Origin of the sequence: Flavicella sediminum (assembly GCF_006381105.1) — a bacterium.
Taxonomy (GTDB): domain Bacteria; phylum Bacteroidota; class Bacteroidia; order Flavobacteriales; family Flavobacteriaceae; genus Flavicella; species Flavicella sediminum.
Window position 1 is genome coordinate 430,195 of record NZ_VDET01000002.1, and the last position, 20,411, is coordinate 450,605.

General features: G+C 33.8%; 10 protein-coding genes. All 10 read right to left on the bottom strand.

The window, feature by feature from the left end:
• Positions 1-121: 121 nt before the first annotated feature.
• Positions 122-883 (bottom strand): T9SS type A sorting domain-containing protein, encoded by a 762-nt coding sequence (locus FGM02_RS02470; RefSeq protein ID WP_139956608.1) that lies wholly within the window; start codon positions 881-883, stop codon positions 122-124.
• Positions 884-1,582: 699 nt separating this feature from the next.
• Complete coding sequence (locus FGM02_RS02475; RefSeq protein WP_166461120.1) at positions 1,583-2,713, bottom strand: glycoside hydrolase family 88/105 protein; 1,131 nt, start codon at positions 2,711-2,713, stop codon at positions 1,583-1,585.
• A 5-nt stretch (positions 2,714-2,718) separates the two neighbouring features.
• Positions 2,719-4,989: a glycoside hydrolase family 3 N-terminal domain-containing protein gene (locus FGM02_RS02480; protein WP_139956610.1), complete on the bottom strand. Its 2,271-nt coding sequence runs from the start codon at positions 4,987-4,989 to the stop codon at positions 2,719-2,721.
• 30 nt (positions 4,990-5,019) lie between these two features.
• Positions 5,020-6,369, bottom strand: a complete 1,350-nt coding sequence (locus tag FGM02_RS02485; protein WP_139956612.1) for a family 43 glycosylhydrolase — start codon at positions 6,367-6,369, stop codon at positions 5,020-5,022.
• Between the two features lie 187 nt (positions 6,370-6,556).
• Positions 6,557-8,659 carry a BNR-4 repeat-containing protein gene (locus FGM02_RS02490; protein WP_139956614.1) on the bottom strand — a complete coding sequence of 701 codons (2,103 nt, stop codon included), beginning with the start codon at positions 8,657-8,659 and terminating at the stop codon, positions 6,557-6,559.
• Between the two features lie 132 nt (positions 8,660-8,791).
• Positions 8,792-12,304: a sulfatase-like hydrolase/transferase gene (locus FGM02_RS02495; RefSeq protein WP_139956616.1), complete on the bottom strand. Its 3,513-nt coding sequence runs from the start codon at positions 12,302-12,304 to the stop codon at positions 8,792-8,794.
• 319 nt (positions 12,305-12,623) lie between these two features.
• Positions 12,624-13,673, bottom strand: a complete 1,050-nt coding sequence (locus FGM02_RS02500; RefSeq protein ID WP_166461121.1) for a DUF5627 domain-containing protein — start codon at positions 13,671-13,673, stop codon at positions 12,624-12,626.
• Positions 13,674-13,708: 35 nt separating this feature from the next.
• Entirely contained in the window at positions 13,709-15,430 is a 1,722-nt protein-coding gene (locus tag FGM02_RS02505; RefSeq protein ID WP_139956620.1) for a RagB/SusD family nutrient uptake outer membrane protein, read from the bottom strand.
• A gap of 22 nt (positions 15,431-15,452) precedes the next feature.
• On the bottom strand, positions 15,453-18,494 hold the full coding sequence (locus tag FGM02_RS02510; protein ID WP_139956622.1) for a SusC/RagA family TonB-linked outer membrane protein: 3,042 nt from the start codon (positions 18,492-18,494) through the stop codon (positions 15,453-15,455).
• A gap of 38 nt (positions 18,495-18,532) precedes the next feature.
• The gene (locus tag FGM02_RS02515) at positions 18,533-20,401 is read right to left on the bottom strand and encodes a RagB/SusD family nutrient uptake outer membrane protein (protein WP_139956624.1); all 1,869 of its coding nucleotides are present in this window, start codon (positions 20,399-20,401) and stop codon (positions 18,533-18,535) included.
• Between the last annotated feature and the right edge of the window lie 10 nt (positions 20,402-20,411).

Consider the following 20,411-nt stretch of genomic DNA (forward strand, 5'->3'; position numbering starts at 1 on the left):
TCCGTAGTTCAAAGAGTCCTGTAGTATCCTGAAAGCCCTGCTTTTTTTGTTATAAAATGTATAGAAAAAGGGCTATCCTAAACAAATTTGGAATAGCCCTTTCACACTGATTACTATATTATTAATTTGAAATAAGCACTTTATTTGAGTTTGCTGTTTTTAAAACATAGGTTCCTTTTGCAAAAGCCGATAAGTCGATACTTTTTCCTTTTCCATTTAACAATTCAGCACCTAACAAAGAATATACTGACCATTCCGTTTCAATATTCAATTTATACTGACCATTGTTTGATGGGTTTGGATACACCGTTAATTCATTTGACTCAAGCACATTTTCTTTAGTACTTAATACAGAAACAAAAACGAAGTCAAAGCTTATGGTACTACCTCCATTTAGCTTTACTGCATCTGTTTCATCTGCAGAGCCAACTACTCCAATTCTTCTTTTTGCGATACCTGACCATGAAGTTCCTGTTGCATCACTTTCCAAAAAAATTTGAGTTCCAGAACCTCTAGTAGGATTCCATTGATCATGTTGCCCTGAACCTCCAGCAGCATTCCCTTTGCAACCAATTGCTGGAAATGCAGTACCCGATGTAACTAAGGTCTCTATAGCTCCTTTTCCTGAAATACTAGAAGTAATAGAATAATGCGATCCGCTAGGGTGATTGTCTATTTCAAATAATTGCGTATCACTACCAGGTGCTTCAGCTTCATAGGTTAAATCTTCTGTAGAACTTGACTGTGTTAAATAAAGACTCGTTCCTTGTTTTTTAATTTTATAAACACCTGTTGTCCCAGTAACAAAAGCTTGCGCTTGCACCTGAATACCAGCCAATACAAATACTAAAAATGCGATAATTTTAAATGTAATTTTTTTCATAAAAAAGTGGTTTTAATTAAGTTACAGCTAAATTACACAGTCGCAACACTCTAAGAATCCTGCACTGTCCTGCCCAATACTTTAAAGCCTTATTCTATTTTTAAAATAGCAGAATTCTTCAAAAAAACCTTTAGCTGCTTGGGCACACAACATACCTAAGCCTAATAAATTGGTTTTTTATTATTTTTCCTTTAGCCAATTTCAGCAAATAGATTCCTGTTTGAATACCTTAAAGGACTTACCTACTTTATATTTTTTTTTGATTCTGACTTTTAAATCCGTCAATATTGTAGCCTATCAATTTAGAAATAAAAGTTTCTATTCATTGCATTAACATTGAATGAAGCTGCAATAGTGCTTGGTAAACAGAACTGAAATTGTTGTCTCGACATTGAAAGTGTAAAAGCTTATAACGCTGCAATAGCAGCTATTTTTATTCTTATTGGAACCTATTAAAACAGTAAGTAGGTAATTTTAAGTTTATAGGGACACAACTACAAAAGTTCTGCACAGTGTTCGCAACAACAACAACAACAACAACAACAACAACAACAACAACAACAACAACAACAACAACAACAACAACCTAATACCGGGCTAAACTTAAGCATGAAAACACGGGCATACCTAAAGCAAAAAAAAGCCACCACCCTAAAAAGAGTAATGGCTTCGATACGATGATCTATTTTTTAAGAGAACTTATTTTAACTTCAACACCTCACTACCTGCTAATAAATAAGCACCCGTTCCATAATTCTGCCAACTGTCATAAGATGCTGGTTCTGGTGAAGCTCCAATATTCTGAACCCAACCAACTCGACCATCTTCATGTTGACAAGCTGCTAAGGCATTCCATGCTTTTTTTACAGCAGGCGTATGCTTTTTATCTAACAAACCATTATTAATTCCCCAAGCTAAAGCAAAAGTATAAAATCCACTCCCACTTACTTCTCCATGATCATAACTTTCAGGACATAATAAGCTTGTTCTCCACAAACCATCTTCAGGTTGAAGTTCAAGTATTTTAGCCGACATATCTTTATATAAGTTTTCGTAAAAAGCACGGTGTTTGTAATCTTTTGGCATATCATCTAAAATTAACGCCAAGCCTCCTATAACCCAACCATTACCTCTAGCCCAAAATATTTTTTTCCCGTTTTCTTCTTTTAAATCTTTTTTATTCCCCTTCCAAACATAGCGCATATCTCTAGCAAACAATTGCTCATCTTTATCATATAATTGCTTGTAAGTTTCTAAATAAAACGAATGCATATCGTCCAAATACTTGGACTGATTGGTATGTTTTGCGTATAAATTAATTACAGGAGGGGCCATAAATAAAGCATCACACCACCACCATAAAATACTTTTCCCTTCTTTACCTATATGAGTCCCAGACTTGAAACTATCATCGTCGTATAAATGCGCATCGATAAACTTTTTTGTAGGTTCTAAATCTACAAAATTTCTCCTTTTATCATTCATTCCAATATATAAATAACTATACGATATCGCAATATCATCAGCATGATGCAAACGAACATAAGTCTGCCAATCATTCTTATAAGCTTGATTTTTCAATGCTGCCATATACATCATGTCTTTTGTTGTTTTATGAGCTCTAGAAACCCCCACATAATATGCTCCATTTGTCCAATCGGTGGGGGCTATTGCTATGATTGGATGCGCTTCTTGCCATTCTAATGCTTTGATCATTGATTGCTTGATTTCAGCCGCATTTAAATCCTTCTGAACTATTGTGTTTTTAGCAACTGAACAACTAACAAGTGTTAGCAGAATTACGAATTGTAAAATTAATTTCTTAATCATTTTTTTTATTTTATTAATTTGAACGTTGTTTCTAAATAATCATTAGAAGAAGCACCTATCATTACTTTATAATCTCCTGCTTCTAGTATTTTTTTCATTTGAATCCCTGTAAATTCTAACATGTTAGGTGTAATTTTAAATGTTACTACTTTACTTTCTTTTGGATTTAATTCTATTTTAGAGAAGGCTTTTAATTCTTTATCAGGTCTTGTAACCGACCCTATTTCATCTTTCACATACATTTGAACAATTTCTTTGGCTTTAATATTACTTGTATTTGTTACGGTAACACTCACCTCCAATTCTGTATTTTCTGAAATTGTTGAATTTGATATTTTTATATCAGAATATTTAAAATCTGCATAACTTAAACCAAAACCAAATGGATAAATGGGTCCGTCTTTAACAAATAAATAACCTTTTTTATAATTAATTTCTTTCATACTATAATGATAAGGCAATTGACCAATTGACCTTGGAACCGTTACGGGTAGTTTTCCTGAAGGCGAAACTTCTCCAAAAATGATTCTTGCAGTAGATGCATCCCCAAACTCACTTAAATCCCAAGTATCTAAAATCGCATCTGCTGCTTCTGAAATTGTATTGATAGATAAGGTTCTTCTATGTTTTAAAACAACAATTACAGGTTTTCCAAGTGCTTTAATTTTTTCTATCAATTCATCTTGTGGTCCTACAGGATCAATAGTTGCTCTGTCTCCAATTGCATTATTAAAAAAAGCTTCTTTTGAGGTAAATTCATCTCCTCCTAAGAACAAAATAGACAGGTCTGATTTTTTAGCTATTGCTAGCATTTTCGCAATGGCTTTTGGATCTCTTTTCAATAAACTTGGCGCACCTTTATTTTCATTTGTTAAATGAAATCCTTTTTCTTCAACAAATTTAATGTTAGCACCTGTTACAGATTCAAACATGGCTTTTGTATTCTCCTTTACAAGCGGTCCCAAAAGTGCAATTTTTATTGCTTTATTTTTATTTAACGGCAGGGTATTCTTTTCGTTTTTCAGCAAAATAATTGATTCTAAATCCGATTCTTTAGCCAAATTTAAAGAAGCCTCAGAGCGTACTTCTTTTTTTACTTGTTCAATATCTACATACGGATTATCAAACAGACCTAAAATAAATTTAGTTCTTAAAACACGTTTAACAGATCTATCAATCAATTTTTCAATTTCAGGGTTTTTCTTCACCATTTCTGGCAGAAGTGCATATGCATCCTCTGCATATAAATCGATATCAACACCTGCAGTCAACCCCATTAATGCAGCTGCTTCTGGTGTTTCTGCAACTTTCATAAAATAATGCAAACGCCCAATATCATTTGCATCAGACACTACATACCCATTAAACCCCCAATGATCACGAAGTACACCCGTTAACAATTCTGGATTTCCATGACTAGCCACTCCGTTTAAATCGCCATGAGAAGCCATAATACCTAAAGTTCTAGCGTCTTTTACGGCTGCTTCAAAAGGTGGATAAATTTCATCTATCAAGGTGCGTTCTGAAATTTCAATTGCGGCAAAGTTTGTTCCTCCTAGAACTTGACCATAACCTGCAAAATGCTTAGCAACAGCTCCAATATGAGTTCCTTTTCCTAAACCTTCATAATTTCCTTGAACCCCTATAATAGCATTTGTTACCATTTGAGTTGTTAAATAAGTATCTTCTCCAAATGCCTCACTCATACGTCCGAATCTAGGATCACGCACCAAATCTGCTTCTGGTGAATGACACATATGCATTCCACGTAAACGAGCTTCCTTTCCTACTACATCCCATACTTTTCTCGTTAATTCAGGATTGAACGAGGCCGCTGAGGCTATAGGTCTACCAAACTTAGTACATCCTTCTGCATCTACACCATTGTAGGATTCTGTTACAAATAATGCAGGAATTCCCCAGCGATTGTGTTCAATAATATACTTTTGCAATTCATTGTTTAATTTTGCTGCGGCAACTGGATGAATATGCTCTCCTGGATTTTTTATACCAGCAATACCTATTTCCAGTTTTTTAATTACTTTTTGCGAAAGTTTTAGTTTTCCATCTTTATCAGATTTAACGCCAATATTTGCATGAAAAATTCGCATTTGGGCTACTTTTTCTTTTAAGGAAAGTAGTGGTAACAATGCTTCTACACGCTCATCAACAGACAAGGATGCATCTTTATAATCTTTTGTAGATACTTCTTTTTTATCACAAGACTGGAACAAAACTCCAAGTGCGATTACCGATAGATAAAGTATTTTCTTCATAAGAGACTTTAATTATTGAATTATGTTTGTTTATAAAAATGAAAAAGAGTCTATTGACAAACTTTTCCCATTATGTTGTGTGAATAAAAAATACAAATCCTCTGTGTTTTTTGTATTTTTAAAATCTATTTCTATGTTTTGTGCAGGCATTTTTTTTGATGCTACTTGAAATGTTTTCACACCAATTATCTCACCAGCCAACTGATCTTTTCGGATTTGTACTGTAAACATGCCACCGTTAAATGACGTTACATTTAATTTAATTTTAGTTTTTCCAGTTAAATTTTTCACATTTGAAAAACTTAAGTAGCTTTTATTTGCACTTGTCGTAACTACAAAATTAGAATCAAACTCTTGCTTTTTTAAGCCATCTGCTTTGAAATAATCTTCTGCTTCAATTTTTTGTTGATTTACATCATAATTTGCAACTCCAATACCATCCACTCTAATAGCAGCCATTTCTCCATTCTCTTTGTAATGAATATAACTTATAAAAGCATCTCTAAAATAACGATTGCCTGTTTGGCTTATATCACAGTAAACAAAATACCATTGTTTGTGCCATTCAAAAAAAGAACCGTGCCTTCCTTGTTTAAATCCAGTTGGCCAAGTTGGTGCATCATAACCTTTTGCAAAACTCTCTTTTTTAATTACTGAATCCCTGTAATCATAGGGACCATAAAGATTTTCAGACATTGCATAAAAACAGCCCCAAGACAAATAGTACTTCCCGTTGTACTTATGCATAAAAGGTTTATCATCAGTAGGTTTTTCTTTATTTTCACCATCAAGGTTATAAGGTCCTTTTGGATTATTGATTATTAATTTCCTTGGTTTTTCCGAGAGACTGACCATATCATAATTTAACTTGGCTATATAATAATCCCAAACTCCAAAAATGATATAATGTTCTCCATTATCTTCAAAAACAGCCATATCATATTCATGTGTTGGAGTTAATTCTGATGACAAAAGAGGCTTTCCCAAAACATCTCTCCATGGTCCAACCGGAGTATCTCCAACAACTACACCTGTTTGCTCATTACCTTCTGAAAAATAAAAATAATATTTCCCATTTCTTTGCGCAACATCAGTTGCCCAACAACGAGAAAACTCTTTTCCTATATAAGTATCGATCGGTTTTAAGACACTTCTCTTTGTCCATTTTACTAAATCTGGAGATGACCAAACCCACCAGTCTTCCATAATAAATTTTTTATTCTCAATGGATTTATCATGCGAAGCATAAACATATGCCGTATCATTAAAAATATGAATATGAGGATCGTTTAAACCTTTATTCGGCACGATTGGATTTTGCGCTTCAGCAAAAACCACAATACCCAATAGAAAGAAAACAAAAACCTCTTTAAATTTCATGCTCATGAATTAGTTAAAATTTGAAAACTCAAATTCTCTTATTTATAAACCCTAAAAATATAATATGTACGCAAGGCATCTGTCCTGTACTGTGCGGCAATCAATTGATATTATTAAATAACCAAGAATTACACCTACAAAAAAAGTCTAACTAGTAAAACTCAAACAAAAAAGTATTGCATCAGTTTCATTTGATAATCAATTTACTTACAAAAGTATTGATTCCATCAATTAATTTCAAAAAATATACTCCTTGAGAATAATAAGAAAAATCCACCTTATCTCCTATTATCTTTCCATTTTCAAGAATTTGTCCATTTATATTTGCCAAACAATACAAAAGGCTATTCGCATTTGATTTTATATGAAAAACCCCACTACTTGGGTTGGGGTAAATACTTATGTTTTGATTGGTGAATTTTGAAACACTTAAATCCGATTTTAACTCAAATTCAATTTTATCAGGTTCACTTGACAAAGATTTCCGTTGTGTAATCTTAACTGTATTCTCCCCTAAAATCAAATTAATGTTGGATATTCTTGTTTCTAGATACACATCCCAATCGAATGTTCTTGTTATTAAAACATCTTCATGTAAACTTCCATTAATTTCAACATCCATTATGGAGTCATCTTTATTTCTATTCGCTGCAAAAAGGATAAAATCATAAACCCCTGGAGTTACCACTTGAAACTTATGTTCGAGCCATTGAGATCCTGCAAATGCATCAATATATTGCCCCCCAGATGCTGCTGAATTCGAACCAACTACAATACCAGCTGACGCGGTAGTATAATTTTCTGATTCCATTAACAAATTGTCAACTACCTCATCGGCTTCTACCTCCGATAAAGTAAACTCTTGAAAATACAGTGGACGCTTATCACCAACTCCTACGATATTATTACCCGTATCTTCCATTAAATAAACATAAAGTTTGTTTCCAGAAACAAAAGCATCAAAATGTTCAAACGAATTGGTTCCGGATCCTTGATAAACAATTTTCCAATTATTCTCTCCCTCTGGTGTTGTTTTTACAACTACCTTTCCTGAGATTATCTCCACCATAAAAACATAATTCTTATAACTGTACAACTCACCTCTTACTTCTGGGTTTGGAATTAATCCACTCGAAGCACTTGAAAAACTGGCATCTGTAGCTTTTTTAAAATAATGAACATTCGTATCATCTACACGTGTTACAAAGTGTATCGCCCCATTTTCAGTAACTGTCCAAGAGGGATCAGAAGAAGTTCGTGGTAAAGAAGCTGTACCATAATCATCACCTGGTTGTGCAAATTGAACTGGGTCTAAACTAGGATTGCTATTATTTTTGATTGGTAATGAAATAACAGCATCATCTACATCATACCATAGCTCCGATGAATTTTTAGGTATTCCGTTTGTATATGCATAGTACAACCCACTATTCAGCATATATCCATTACTTGTATTGGCATCGCTATTTGTTGCATATCGAATTGAGAATCCACTGTAAAACTTACCATTTAGAAAACGTTCACCCCCATACAAATTATTTGTATTTGGAGAAGACAAGGTCCCCTCGTGAAACAACCAATTATTACTCCACGACGTACCATCATAATGTGCAAAAAGAATATCACCATTTCCTGAACCTCCTTTTCTAAATCGAGCAATTAAACTACCATCATCGGCTCTATGAATCATTGGGTAAGTCATTCGTTCATAATCTCCACCTGATTTTAAATAGTTCCGTTTTGCATTAAAAATATCAATGGTAAATTCATTGTCAGGAACAAATGCTTTATTTGTTTTTGAAACAGAATAGTTAAAAAAATAATTTGGCAATGAAGAAAATCGATAGGCATGCATATCATAAAGTATATGAATTGTTCCGTCTATTGTACTAACACCTATTGCGGCTGTATTATGCGAATCTCCTCTTATACCCGAACCATTTAAAAGTTCTCCTCCTTGCCCAACATGTTTATGCGGAAACTCTATAGTCACCCACGGTGCATTAGAGACATTTAAATTTTTTCTTGACAACATCAAATTTCGATGCTCCATACCTCCTTTATACCAAGTAACAAAGGCATAACCATTGACCACATCGACACAATCTCCATGTGGACTTATTCTTTGAGAGAACCTGTAATTTACATTTTTGCTTCCTGCAAAGTAAAGCCCTCCTTCATTTGCTTCAGTTACCCTTGAAGAATTATCCAAGGTTACTTCTATCTTTTTTTGAGAATTTACGTTGGAAACAAATAGTAACAATAATAGTATGTTGTAATATTTTCTCATCTATATGCTTTTAAAAAAACTCATAACACTTCAATTCTACTTTACTAAAAAAAACACCATATGATATTAACTTTTAAAGCAATCTCATATGGCATTAACCAATCTTTAAAAATTTATGTTAAAGATTTTATTTTAAAATGAATTAATTTTCAATTGAATAATGTGTTTACCTGGTGTTAATCTAATGGTTTCAAATGCAGATGGCACAGTTTTCCCATTGTGGATTAATTCTTTACCGTCCGAACTATTCAACTCAAATTCAGCCACCATATTACCTGGAATCTCAATTTCATAGGTTTGCAATCTAGCCCCATTATAAGTGTATTTTGCCTTTATAGCACCTCTAATAGTAGGCACTTCTATTTCACTCGATTTTAACTTGCTCATCTGAGGTTTAATAGTTGTGATACCAAAACCTGGTGTTTTTGGCTTAATACCCCACAATCCTCTTGGAATTATATTTGCTGGTACGGCTCCCCAAGCATGATTCCAGTCTAAATTATTTTTGTATTGATTGTCCCAAGCTTCTAAAGTGATCGTTGAACCTATTTTTATCATATTATACCAACTTCTATCAGAAGTATCCGTTAATAATTTCAAAGCATAATCTTCTTCACCTGCATTGTACAAACCATCCATTAAAAACTGAGCACCGTAAACACTACAAGCCATTCCTCTAGACTTCACAAAATTAATAACAGACTCAAAATGTTCTTCTGGCACCAATCCAAATGCTAAAGGCATCATGTTTGCATGTAAAGAGGCATGGTCGGTACCAATACCATCTACATAAATACCACGATTTTTATCAAACATTTGTTCATTTACTTCTTTTTTAGCTTTGGCTGCTCTTAACTCGAAATCCAGCACTTCTTGTGTTTTCCCAAGAATTTTTGCAAACTCAGCCATTATCTTCATATTCTCATAGAAAAATGAATTTATCACAGTACTGTAAGGTTTAAACACAAAGCCATCACGTTCACCTTTAGTTTTACTTCTATTAAAATTAGCTCCAGGCCAATCTACAATATCCGTTAAAGTTTTTTTATACCCTTCAGGGAAACCTAATTTTTTCATAAAGGCTTTGTCAACTTTTGTTGAAGTAATCAAGCCATCTTCATTAGACAGTTCATATAAAGACTTATGCTTTAATGCCTCATAATAACGTTCAATCAATTCCGTATTTCCAGTATACATATAATCTGCATAAATCAGCAAAGGCACATGTTGTTGCCATTCAGTTGGCCATGTAGGATGTTGCATAAAATATTCTATGGTACGCCTTGCAATTGCAAACTCTCTATCTGTTGTATAATGACTTAATTGATTCAAATAAGCATCTGCTTCATAAGGAATACGTTCTCTGTCTCCGTCTACATACAATCCGTTAAAAGTTGTAGCCTTAATGGAATATTTACATAAATCCCATACCTGATCTAAGATTTCATTATTACTTTTAAAGCTACTTGCATTTTCATCCCAATAGGTATGAAATGCCAATTGTGTAAAATTATCAGCAGATACCGATTCTTTTGCTCCTTCAATTTCTGCATACCTAAATGGCACTAGAGCAGGGAAACCTTTTGGTAATGGAATTGCTTTGTTTGGTCTTGTATTTCTTTCATCAGTTTGTACCTGAATTTGATATTCAGTTTGTCCAGGTTTTACATCCACTTTGATCTCTTGATATCGGATATTACTTTTCTTAGGAGGGGTTCTGTTGACATTTCCTTTCTCATCTACCATCTCACTAACTCTGACCGTAATAGTATGGGCAGTCTTAGCTTTATAACTAAAATTCATTGTTGCAAATGCGGCCTTACCAAAATCAATAAAGTAGAAATCTCCTCTTTTTTCAAATTTCACAGGTTTCACCTCCGATCTAACAAATTTATTTTCCGTAGAAATAATATAAGAATCACTTTTACCTGTTGTAAATTGTTGTGCTTCTGCATAATCTACTAATCTATTTGCTTCATCCCAAATTCTAACTTTCCAGAAGTACGTTTTATCAACTTCTAATTCAGTTCCATTATACTCAACATCTGTAGATTTTGATGACGCTACTCTCCCACTATCCCAAACATCTCCATTATTCGCATCAATTGTAGCTTTATTGGAAGCAACTAAAATTTGATAGGCTCCTTGAAACTTAGCTCCTAAAGGCACCGTCCAACCAAATTCAGGTTTCAAATCAAAAATTTTCACTTCTGATTCTGGCTCTCTAATCAATTCAACAGTTAAATCTGTTGGTGCAGCTCTGTATTCATTGCTGTTTTTTTTAATCAGTTCATCCGTTTTAGCTCTTAAGTTTTCTAATATCTTCTTGTATTTTCTTTTACCAACAAGGTTTTTAATTTCCTGTGGATCTTTCTTTAAATTATATAATTCTTCTATTGTTTTGTCATTCACATATCTGAAATATTTCCATTCATTGGTACGTACACCCTCACTAGGAGGAATTTCACTAAAGTCCCAAATATGTTCAATTAAAATAGTATCTCGAGACATTGTATTCGTTTCCTGCTTTACAATAGGCAACAAGCTTTTCCCTTGCCATGAACTTGGTGCTTTTATACCAGCAAGATCAACTATTGTTTGAGGAACATCAATATTCAATACCATGTCATCAACATCCTGATGTTTGTTTACTCTAGGGTCAAAAACAATTAATGGTACACGAATAGAATTGTCATACATTAACCACTTCCCTGCCATTTGACGTTCTCCAAGAAAATAGCCATTATCACCCATTACAATGATTACCGTATTTTTATCTAATCCTTTTTCTTTTAATTTTTCACGAATTTTTTTGATTTCTAGATCAACTCCAGAAATCATTCTGTAATATCCTTTCAAACTATGCTGGTACTTTTCAGGAGTATCGTATCTCCAGGTCCAACGCAATCTATTAAATCCTTTTCTTACAATTTCAGGCTGTGCTTCAAAATACTTATCATCTCCCAAAGCAGGTTTTGGCATTGTAGTATTTGCTAAAATATGATCTGTTGTATTTTGCCAAAAATATTGATCTTCTGCCTTATCATGGGCATGAGGAGCACTAAAACTTAAAGACAAACAGAATGGTTCTTTGTTTGTAGAATTTTTCTCGATAAACTCTAATGCCTTATGACCTGTATATCTCGTTAAATGGACCGTATCTTTTTCTATGGTTTTATAGTAGTACCCTCTTCTATCGTTAAAACGGTTATTTCTATCATAAGATTCGTATTCATCAAACTGCTTTTCTAATTCGTTATATCTTGTCCCGTATTTACCAAAAAAACCAGTATAATACCCACCATCTTTTAGCAATCTTGGATAAGAATTATCCATATATTCCTCTCTAACATTTCCTGTTTGAAAATTAAAATTATGAGATCGTTCATAAAGTCCCGTTAAGATACTAGTTCTACTTGCAGCACAAATAGGTGTAGTAACGATGGCTTTATTAAAATAGGTTCCAGACTTTGCCAAAGCATCCATTTCAGGGGTTTGAACATATGGATTTCCTGCATAACCAATGGCGTCAAAACGTTGGTCATCTGTAAGAATAAAAATGATATTGGGTTTGTCTTGAGCCAATGTTTTATTTAAACACACGACAGACAATACTAGTCCGAATAAAAATTTGATTTTAAACATTAAATTTTAATTAACTGTTAAAGAATTATTCTTTTTATTTTAAGAGAGCGAACCTAAAATAATCTAAATATGCTAATACTAGCATAAATGTAAGACTCGTAAAAACTAACTTTATCCTGCACTGTCCTGAAAAAAACATTTCAGAACTAAATTTCTAATCAAGCGTATGAATTACCTTCGAGAAACCAACCTGAAAACCAAGTATATCCGTATATAAACTAGGATTGTTCACTAGCAATTTAAAACAAAAAAATAGCGAAAGAATACTCTCGCTATTTTTCCATTTGAATCCTACTTTATACTCAAGGAATACAAAATATTATTCTGTAAACTCAAGAGTGAACTCTTCAAATTTAACATCTCTATTTCTCAATACCAATGTATCCTTTACTGCATGAGTTTCAGCATTAACCGCATCTGTATATTGGTAATCCAAATAAATAACATCTCGTTTTTCACCACCCCATTCGTCTCCATCTTGTACAAACTCACCTGTACCAGACACATTGTAAGCATCGTCACCGAAACTACTAATAGTACAAACACCTTCATCATTAAAGGACAAATCTATATTAACACTTCCCGGGCTTGCTTCTCCTGCTCTACGAACAATATTTGACAATTCAACACTGTGCCTTCCACTAGTTGTTACGGGTACCAACTCGTCTCTTACTACGAATTCATCTCTATAAACAGTACTTACTGTTACTCCAGCTCCATCTGTCTTTTCATCAGCGCCACGACGTAAATAAACACCTTGGTATTTATTCATAAACTTGATTCCAAATAGCGTGTAATCTTTTGGAACTATTTGCCAATCGTCATTTCTTACTCTCATAGGAGCTAGAACATCCTCAAGAGCCAATCCAGATAATATCGTATCCAATTCTTGTTTATCAGTAATCTTTAAAGGAATCACATAATTTACCTCATCGTCACCCGCAAATGAAAGAGGATCTTCAAAAAAAGCATCGTTCAACTGTACTGGAATTCTACCTTTAGTTGAACCTGCCGGTATCGTTACTGGACTCTCTTGTTCAATTGTATAATAAGCAGATGGCAATACTTTTACATTTGTAGAAGTTACACCTAAAGCTACAGGATCAATTAAGTCTGGTGCCAATTCAAAATATACTTTTCTGTCTTGTTTATTAGTATAAACCCCAGACATGATTACTCCTATTTCAAATTTATGGTCATTATCATTATCGTTAAATCCTAAATCATACTCTCCTAACACCAAGCTTCTAGCAGGTGTTTGATAAGGAAAATACACAGCTGTAGAACCAAAATCTTCAAACACATTCTCCTGATTCTCGCAAGCCATCAAACCGATAGCCATAGCGAATATTAATAGTTTTGTTTTCATCTTTAATGTTTTAGTTAATTTTAAATACCCCATTCTTACCAATTATTATTTTGTTTAAGTTCATTGAACTTTAAAGTTTCGGCATTAGGAATAGGTAAATATATAGCGTGCGCTGGGTAATTTCTAATTTCAACAGAAGGAAGTTCTACATAAGCAGACCCATCATGGAAATAACCACTTGCTGCTTCATTTAAAGCCATACCCCACCTTCTAAGATCCCAAAATCTATGTCCTTCAAAACTCAACTCTATACGGCGTTCATTTCTAATCAACTCACGCATTTGTTCTTTGGTAGTCATAGAAGCTAGGTAAGCATCAGGTTGCGTAATTCCGGCTCTTTGACGAATTGCCCCTAAAATATCACGTGCAGACATTCCATTAATCGAATGATCTGGACCATTAATTTCATTAGCTGCTTCTGCTAAAATTAAAAACAACTCTGTATATCTGAAATACACGTTTACATGTCGCTTAGCATTTGTAGTTCCATCATTATTTATTCTTACATCTGGACGTAATAATTTTTTTAAATAATATCCTGTAGTTGTAGAAAATTGTTGAATAGAATCAATTCTATCTATTTTTCCACCTACTCCAGTATTAATAGTTCCACCTGCATAAGAAGATCCATTCACAACAACATATTTATCCAAGCGAGGATCTCTATTGGCATATGGATTTTGGGCATCGTAGCCATTTCCAGCTGTTGCAGGCAATCCATTTATCATTGGAAATGCCATGACAAAATTATGTGTTGGATTAATTTCTCCTTTTCCATTTACAGATGGAGGAAAAATTCTTTCTTCATAAGTTGAACTATTACCACCAACAGAACTACGCCATAACATTTCGCCACTAGTCAGATTGTCGTCGGTTGCATAAAATTCAACTCCTTGAGGATCCATTCCTGCAATTCCTCCAACCGTATTCAAAACTTCACTAGCCATATCTGCAGCAACATCATAATAACCACTCTGACCATTTAAAAAAGAAGGACTTGCTGCAAAAAGAGCCACACGTGCCTTAAGAGCCTTTACAATTCTTCCTGAAACACGTAGGTTGTACTGCGCCCCATTTGCAACTTTATACTTACCGAAATCAACGTCTGAATACCATGCATCAACTGCTCCAGCATCATCAGAATAATCGGTTGGCAATAAAGTAAGTGCATCATTAAAATCGCTCATAATAGCTTCAATAGAAGCCGTAAAGGATAAACGCGGTATATTAAAATTACCATCGGCCCCAATAAACTCAGTAAAATAAGGAATTCCTAACAATTGACCTGAAGCATCTTCCCCCGCATGCGCTTGAAGCACATAGAAATGATGCAATGCTCTCAAAGCCAAAGCCTCTCCTTTCAGTCGTTTATAAAACAATTCATTAATAACTTCGTCTCTATTCCATACAATCTCTCCTGCGTTAATAATTTCTAAAAATTGATTCACAAAAAACACTCTTTCAAAACTATTCCAACGTGAAGCAGGATTGTATTGAGCATTTAACTCACCTAATGCCATTCTTTTGTAGCCATTGTTCAAAATATTATTTACAGCATCATCAGTGGCAGCTTCAGAAAATGAATACTGACTAATCAATCCTGAATAACCTTGCAACAATATTCCCTCAGCAGCTTGGGGTGTCTTACTTACATAATCAAAGTCTAACCTGTTCTCATCAATAGGCTCTAACTTATCACATGCAATCATGCCAGTAAAAACCAACACAACTAAAATATATTTTATTAAATTTTTCATTTATCTAAATTTTGTGATTAAATTAAAATGACGTTCTTAAACCAAAAGTTAAAGATCTAAATTGAGGGTTTCCACCAATGCTCAACTGACGAATATCTCTATTTTTAGCTATTTCAAAAAGATTCGTTGCAGAAATATTCACACTAAAATCTTTCATTCCTAGGCTCGTACATACATTTTTATCAAATTCATACGTTAACTGAGCTCGATTAATTTTAAAGAAACTCGTATCGTACATCCAAAAAGTTGAATTTCTAAAATTGTTCTGGTTTGCACCTGAAGATAATCTTGGGAATGTTGCCGTACTCGCTGTTTCTTCAGTCCAACGACCTAAAACAACTTCTGAATATTTATCAGCTCCATCTACTCGGAAATAATTATTCGTCTTCATTGCATCTCCTCCAAATTGCCCTGTACCAAGAACAAACAAACTAAATCTTTTATACTTTAAGTTCAAATTTACACCGTAAGACCATGGACTACTAGCCATTCCAATTTCAACATTATCATCATTGTCAATGATGTTGTCATTATTTTGGTCTTTATATTTAATGTCTCCTGGCTGAACATCACCAAAGGCGGGTACATCTAAACCATCTTTTAAAACCAAACTACCATCTCCATCAGCATAAAAATCATCTACAGAATAAAATCCTTCGTCAACCAAACCAAAAATTGCAGATGTTGGTTTCCCAACTCTATTTTGATAGGCATATTCATTTACTTCAGATCTTTTTGTTACTTCCACTTGGTTGTATAAAACATTAGCTCCTACATTTACTGTAAAATCTTTAATCTTTTTACTATAATCCAATCCAAATTCAAAACCAGTATTTGTATCCTTATTGTAATTATCATAAGGTCTAAATGTATTGTAGTATGAAGGATATTGGTCGCTTAAAAACCCTACTTGCTTATCAAGTTCTGATTTAAAAAAGTTAAACTCTAACCAAATTGATTTCATTAAATAACTTTCAAAACCAATATTCAAATCAACACGTTCTTCATATCCTAAATTTAGATTTTCTCCTTGTGAAACGTTTTGTCTACTGTTTACTCGTCCATCTGCCCAATTAAAGTTTGATCCCTCTGAATAATTTGAATCATAGGTATAATACCCATTAATTCCACTATCAGACTTAATAATACCCCCTGAAGCTTTTATTTTCAAATAATCCACAATGGTATTGTCCTTCAAAAACGGTTCTTCACTAAGAATATATGCTACTCCTAAGGTTGGTGACAAATCCCCTCTGTTACCTTCCGCCAATTTAACAGAATGTACATAGGCTCCACTTAAATCAACAAACATTTTTTTCTTAAAATCATAAGATATATTAAGTCCTAGATGCGCATCACTATTTGGTTGAATTACATTATTAATTGTTTCAGAATTCATATACCCTAAGAAGGTAGCGTCTATTGAATGATCTTCTTTAATTGTCTTCTTATAATTTAACAAACCATAAAATCCAAATCTAGAGACAAAACCATTCGTTCCAATATTTTCGGTTAAATCTTTTTTGTCATCACCAAACGCTTGAAAATTAACAATTTTATCTTTATCCCAGTCGTTGTTATTTCGATCTACTTCATAGGTTTTAAATTGATTCTTAATCGTTACATTATATGAATCATAAAAATCAAAACTCAAATAGGTTTTAGCAGACAATCCTTCGGTAACTTTATCTAAATTAAAATTAATTGAATTATTGAACTGCGTAGAACGAAACACATTGTTCTGATATCCACCCGCAATTGCCATTGCAACAGGTGCATCTGACTGTAATGCTTGCGTTGATCCTAGAAGCATACCATTAAAGGTACGTGCCGAAGCTACTTGCCCAGCAAACTCAGGATCGTTACTTGTATCTATCATACTTAAAGGTAACAATGGTGCATAAGCATTTGGTTTAAATGAAGTACCTGCACTCAATAAATTAGCTCTTGACGATCTATCTGAACTAATGATTGCAACTCCATCAAGACTACTAGTAATCCAATTGTTTACTTTAAAATCAATATTACCTCTTACATTAAAACGGTTGGTACCTGCATTGATGTCTTCATTAATATTAACCCATGCCTCATTTCCAGTCCAACCAACATTTACATAATATTGAGATTTTTCATTCCCTCCAGAAAACTCAGCTGTAACGTTTGTTGAGTTTACAAAAGGTTGAATAAACTCTTTAGAATAAAAGTCAACATCTGGATACTTAAATTTATTAGAACTTGTTTTGTATTCTTCTATTAGAGATTGGTCATAAAAATCATCTAAGCCATCATTGTTTCTAGCCTCGTTAAAAAGCTCCATGTATTGGGTTGATCCTAAATAGTTAGGCAAAGCCAATGCAGTTCTAAAACCTGAACGCACATTCACATTAACCTCTTTTCTATTTATTTTTCCTCGTTTGGTATTGATAATAATTACTCCATTTTTCCCTTGACTACCGTATAAAGCTACAGAATTCGCATCTTTAAGAACCGTAATCTGATCAACCTCCTCCATATTTAATATATTTGGATCACGACCAATTACACCATCAATCACAAAAAGTGCATTCCCTAATCCTCTAACATTTGCGGAACCTTTAACTCCTAACATCAAACCATTGATATAATCTCTAACATACTGTGTATTATCAAACGTTAAACGATCTTTCGTGTTGATTGACGAAATTGACCCAACTATGTTACGACGATCTTTATTGGTAACCCCCATTTTTAATTCATCATCTTCGGTAGCTAAGAATTGAGATTTCTCCAAAGTAATATTACCTGTTAAATCAGATATAACTATCAATTCTGATTCATAGCCCTTTTTACTAATAACAATAGACTCATCATTAGCCAGTTTAACTTCAAATTGCCCATTAACGTCTGAAGACACTTCATCTCCATTAGGACTAAAAACAGTAACTCCACTAATAGGATTACCTTGTTCATCAACTATTGTTGCTTTTACATCTATTCCTTTTTTCTGAGCGTTTGCAACATTACAAAAGCAAAACAACATCAAGCATGATAGTGTAAACAACCTATATAATTTATTTTTCTTCATTTTTTTTGTTTATGTTAATTAAAACGAATTGTATAAAACTACCATCCAGGATTTTGATCGAAACCTTCATATATTTGAGTTTGTTTAGCCTCAAATGGTATCCAATAATGTTTAGGATATTCACAAAGTCTTTCAACAAGTAACCTTTCTGTAAATGATGAATGGTCTTGTGGAAATTCAAAAGCTGTTTTCCTTCTATACTTTTCTAGATGTGCTACTCCCCAACGGCGCATATCTACCCATCTATGAGCTTCATAACTTAGCTCGACACTTCTTTCTCTACGCAATTCATCCATAAATTTATTTTTATCAGCTACAATTGATGGATGTACGTTTGGAATTCCTGCTCTAGTTCGCAATAAATTAATAGCACCTTCTGCCGTTAATGGATAAGAAGCAGGTGCTACAGTTGCTCCTTTAGAAGCATGCAATGCTTCCGCATACATTAAATAAACATCTGTAAGCCTCATTGGTAAAAGAGCTCCCATATATTGACCTATAATTCTATTCCATTTACTATGTAATTCTCCATTCTCTACAGGATAAAATTTCTTACGCATGTATCCCGTTGTAGAAGGTTGGTTATCACTCCCTGTACTACGATGCTCACCACCAGTAAAAAGCTGAGCTTGTTTATGTTTTGCCGGAATACTTGCTTTCGTTCCAATAGGATCTCCATCTACCACGATCCATCTATAAAAACGTGGATCACGATTTTCGAATGGTTTCGTAGGGTCATACAATGTAGGTCCATAGTTTCCACTCATATCGTCTTCAATTGATAATCCATTAGACATCCCAAAATTGTTATGAATAAAATTATGTGTTGGACTAGAAATTTCGGACCCAGACCTACCGTGAATATCTCTATCCATTCCTGAGGTCATAAATCTTTCTGCTTGAGCGGTATTTCCACCAGGAGCAGATAAGATTAACTCCGTACCACCAGGCATCATTCTAGCTGCTGGTGTTTTCCAAAACACTTCATCATAATTATCCCAACTAGCCAAATCATAACGTCCTTGATCATCTAATTTCAAAATCCCTGCAAAGGCATCAACAGCCATATCACACAGTTCGGTATCATAATCATACGTATTTATACCAGGTGCGTTATTAATTTTCATTAAAGGACTTGCCGCTAACAAAAGGTTTTTACCTTGAAAAGCATATGCTGCACCTTTCGTAAGTCTACCTCCATTATCTCCTAAGGTTTTTTCACCGTAAGACATTGTATCCCAATCAACAGGCAATAACTCAATTGCTCTTTTATAATCTTCATTAGCCTCTAAAGCACATTCTTTGTAGGTTGCAGGACGAGCTAAAGAAAAGTCACCCACTAAAACTTCTTTTATATAAGGAAAACGTCCCCAAAACTTCATTATTTCATTATGAAAATACGCTCTAAAAAAGTAAGCTTGCCCCAGAATAACATCTCTTTCTTCATCCGTTGCATTTACCATTAAATCAATATTCTCTATCACAATATTGGCATTACGAATTCCTTTTAGACTTCCATCATAAACACCAGGTCTTCTAGATGCATTAGCTTGATTGGTATTGTTGTTGGTAGAACCTAAAGCGCTTCCTTTCCATGGCGTTAAATAACTGTAATTATCAGTTCTTAAACCATTCAAGTTTCCATTATCAATTTTATAACTTGGTTTCCATGTTCTGTTACCATGCGCATCATCACCATATAAGTAATCTTGAAAAGTATGTCCAGAGGTTCCGTAATCTACAACTAGTGCATACATTTCCTCTACAAATCCTTGTGCATTGTTAAAGGTTGAGAAAACCTCATTCTGATCTAAGTCAGATTCTGGCGCTTTATCCAAGTAATCCTCGCACGAATACGATAATACAAGTACCAGAATAAATAATATTTTTATTATATAATTTTTCATTCCTTTTTCT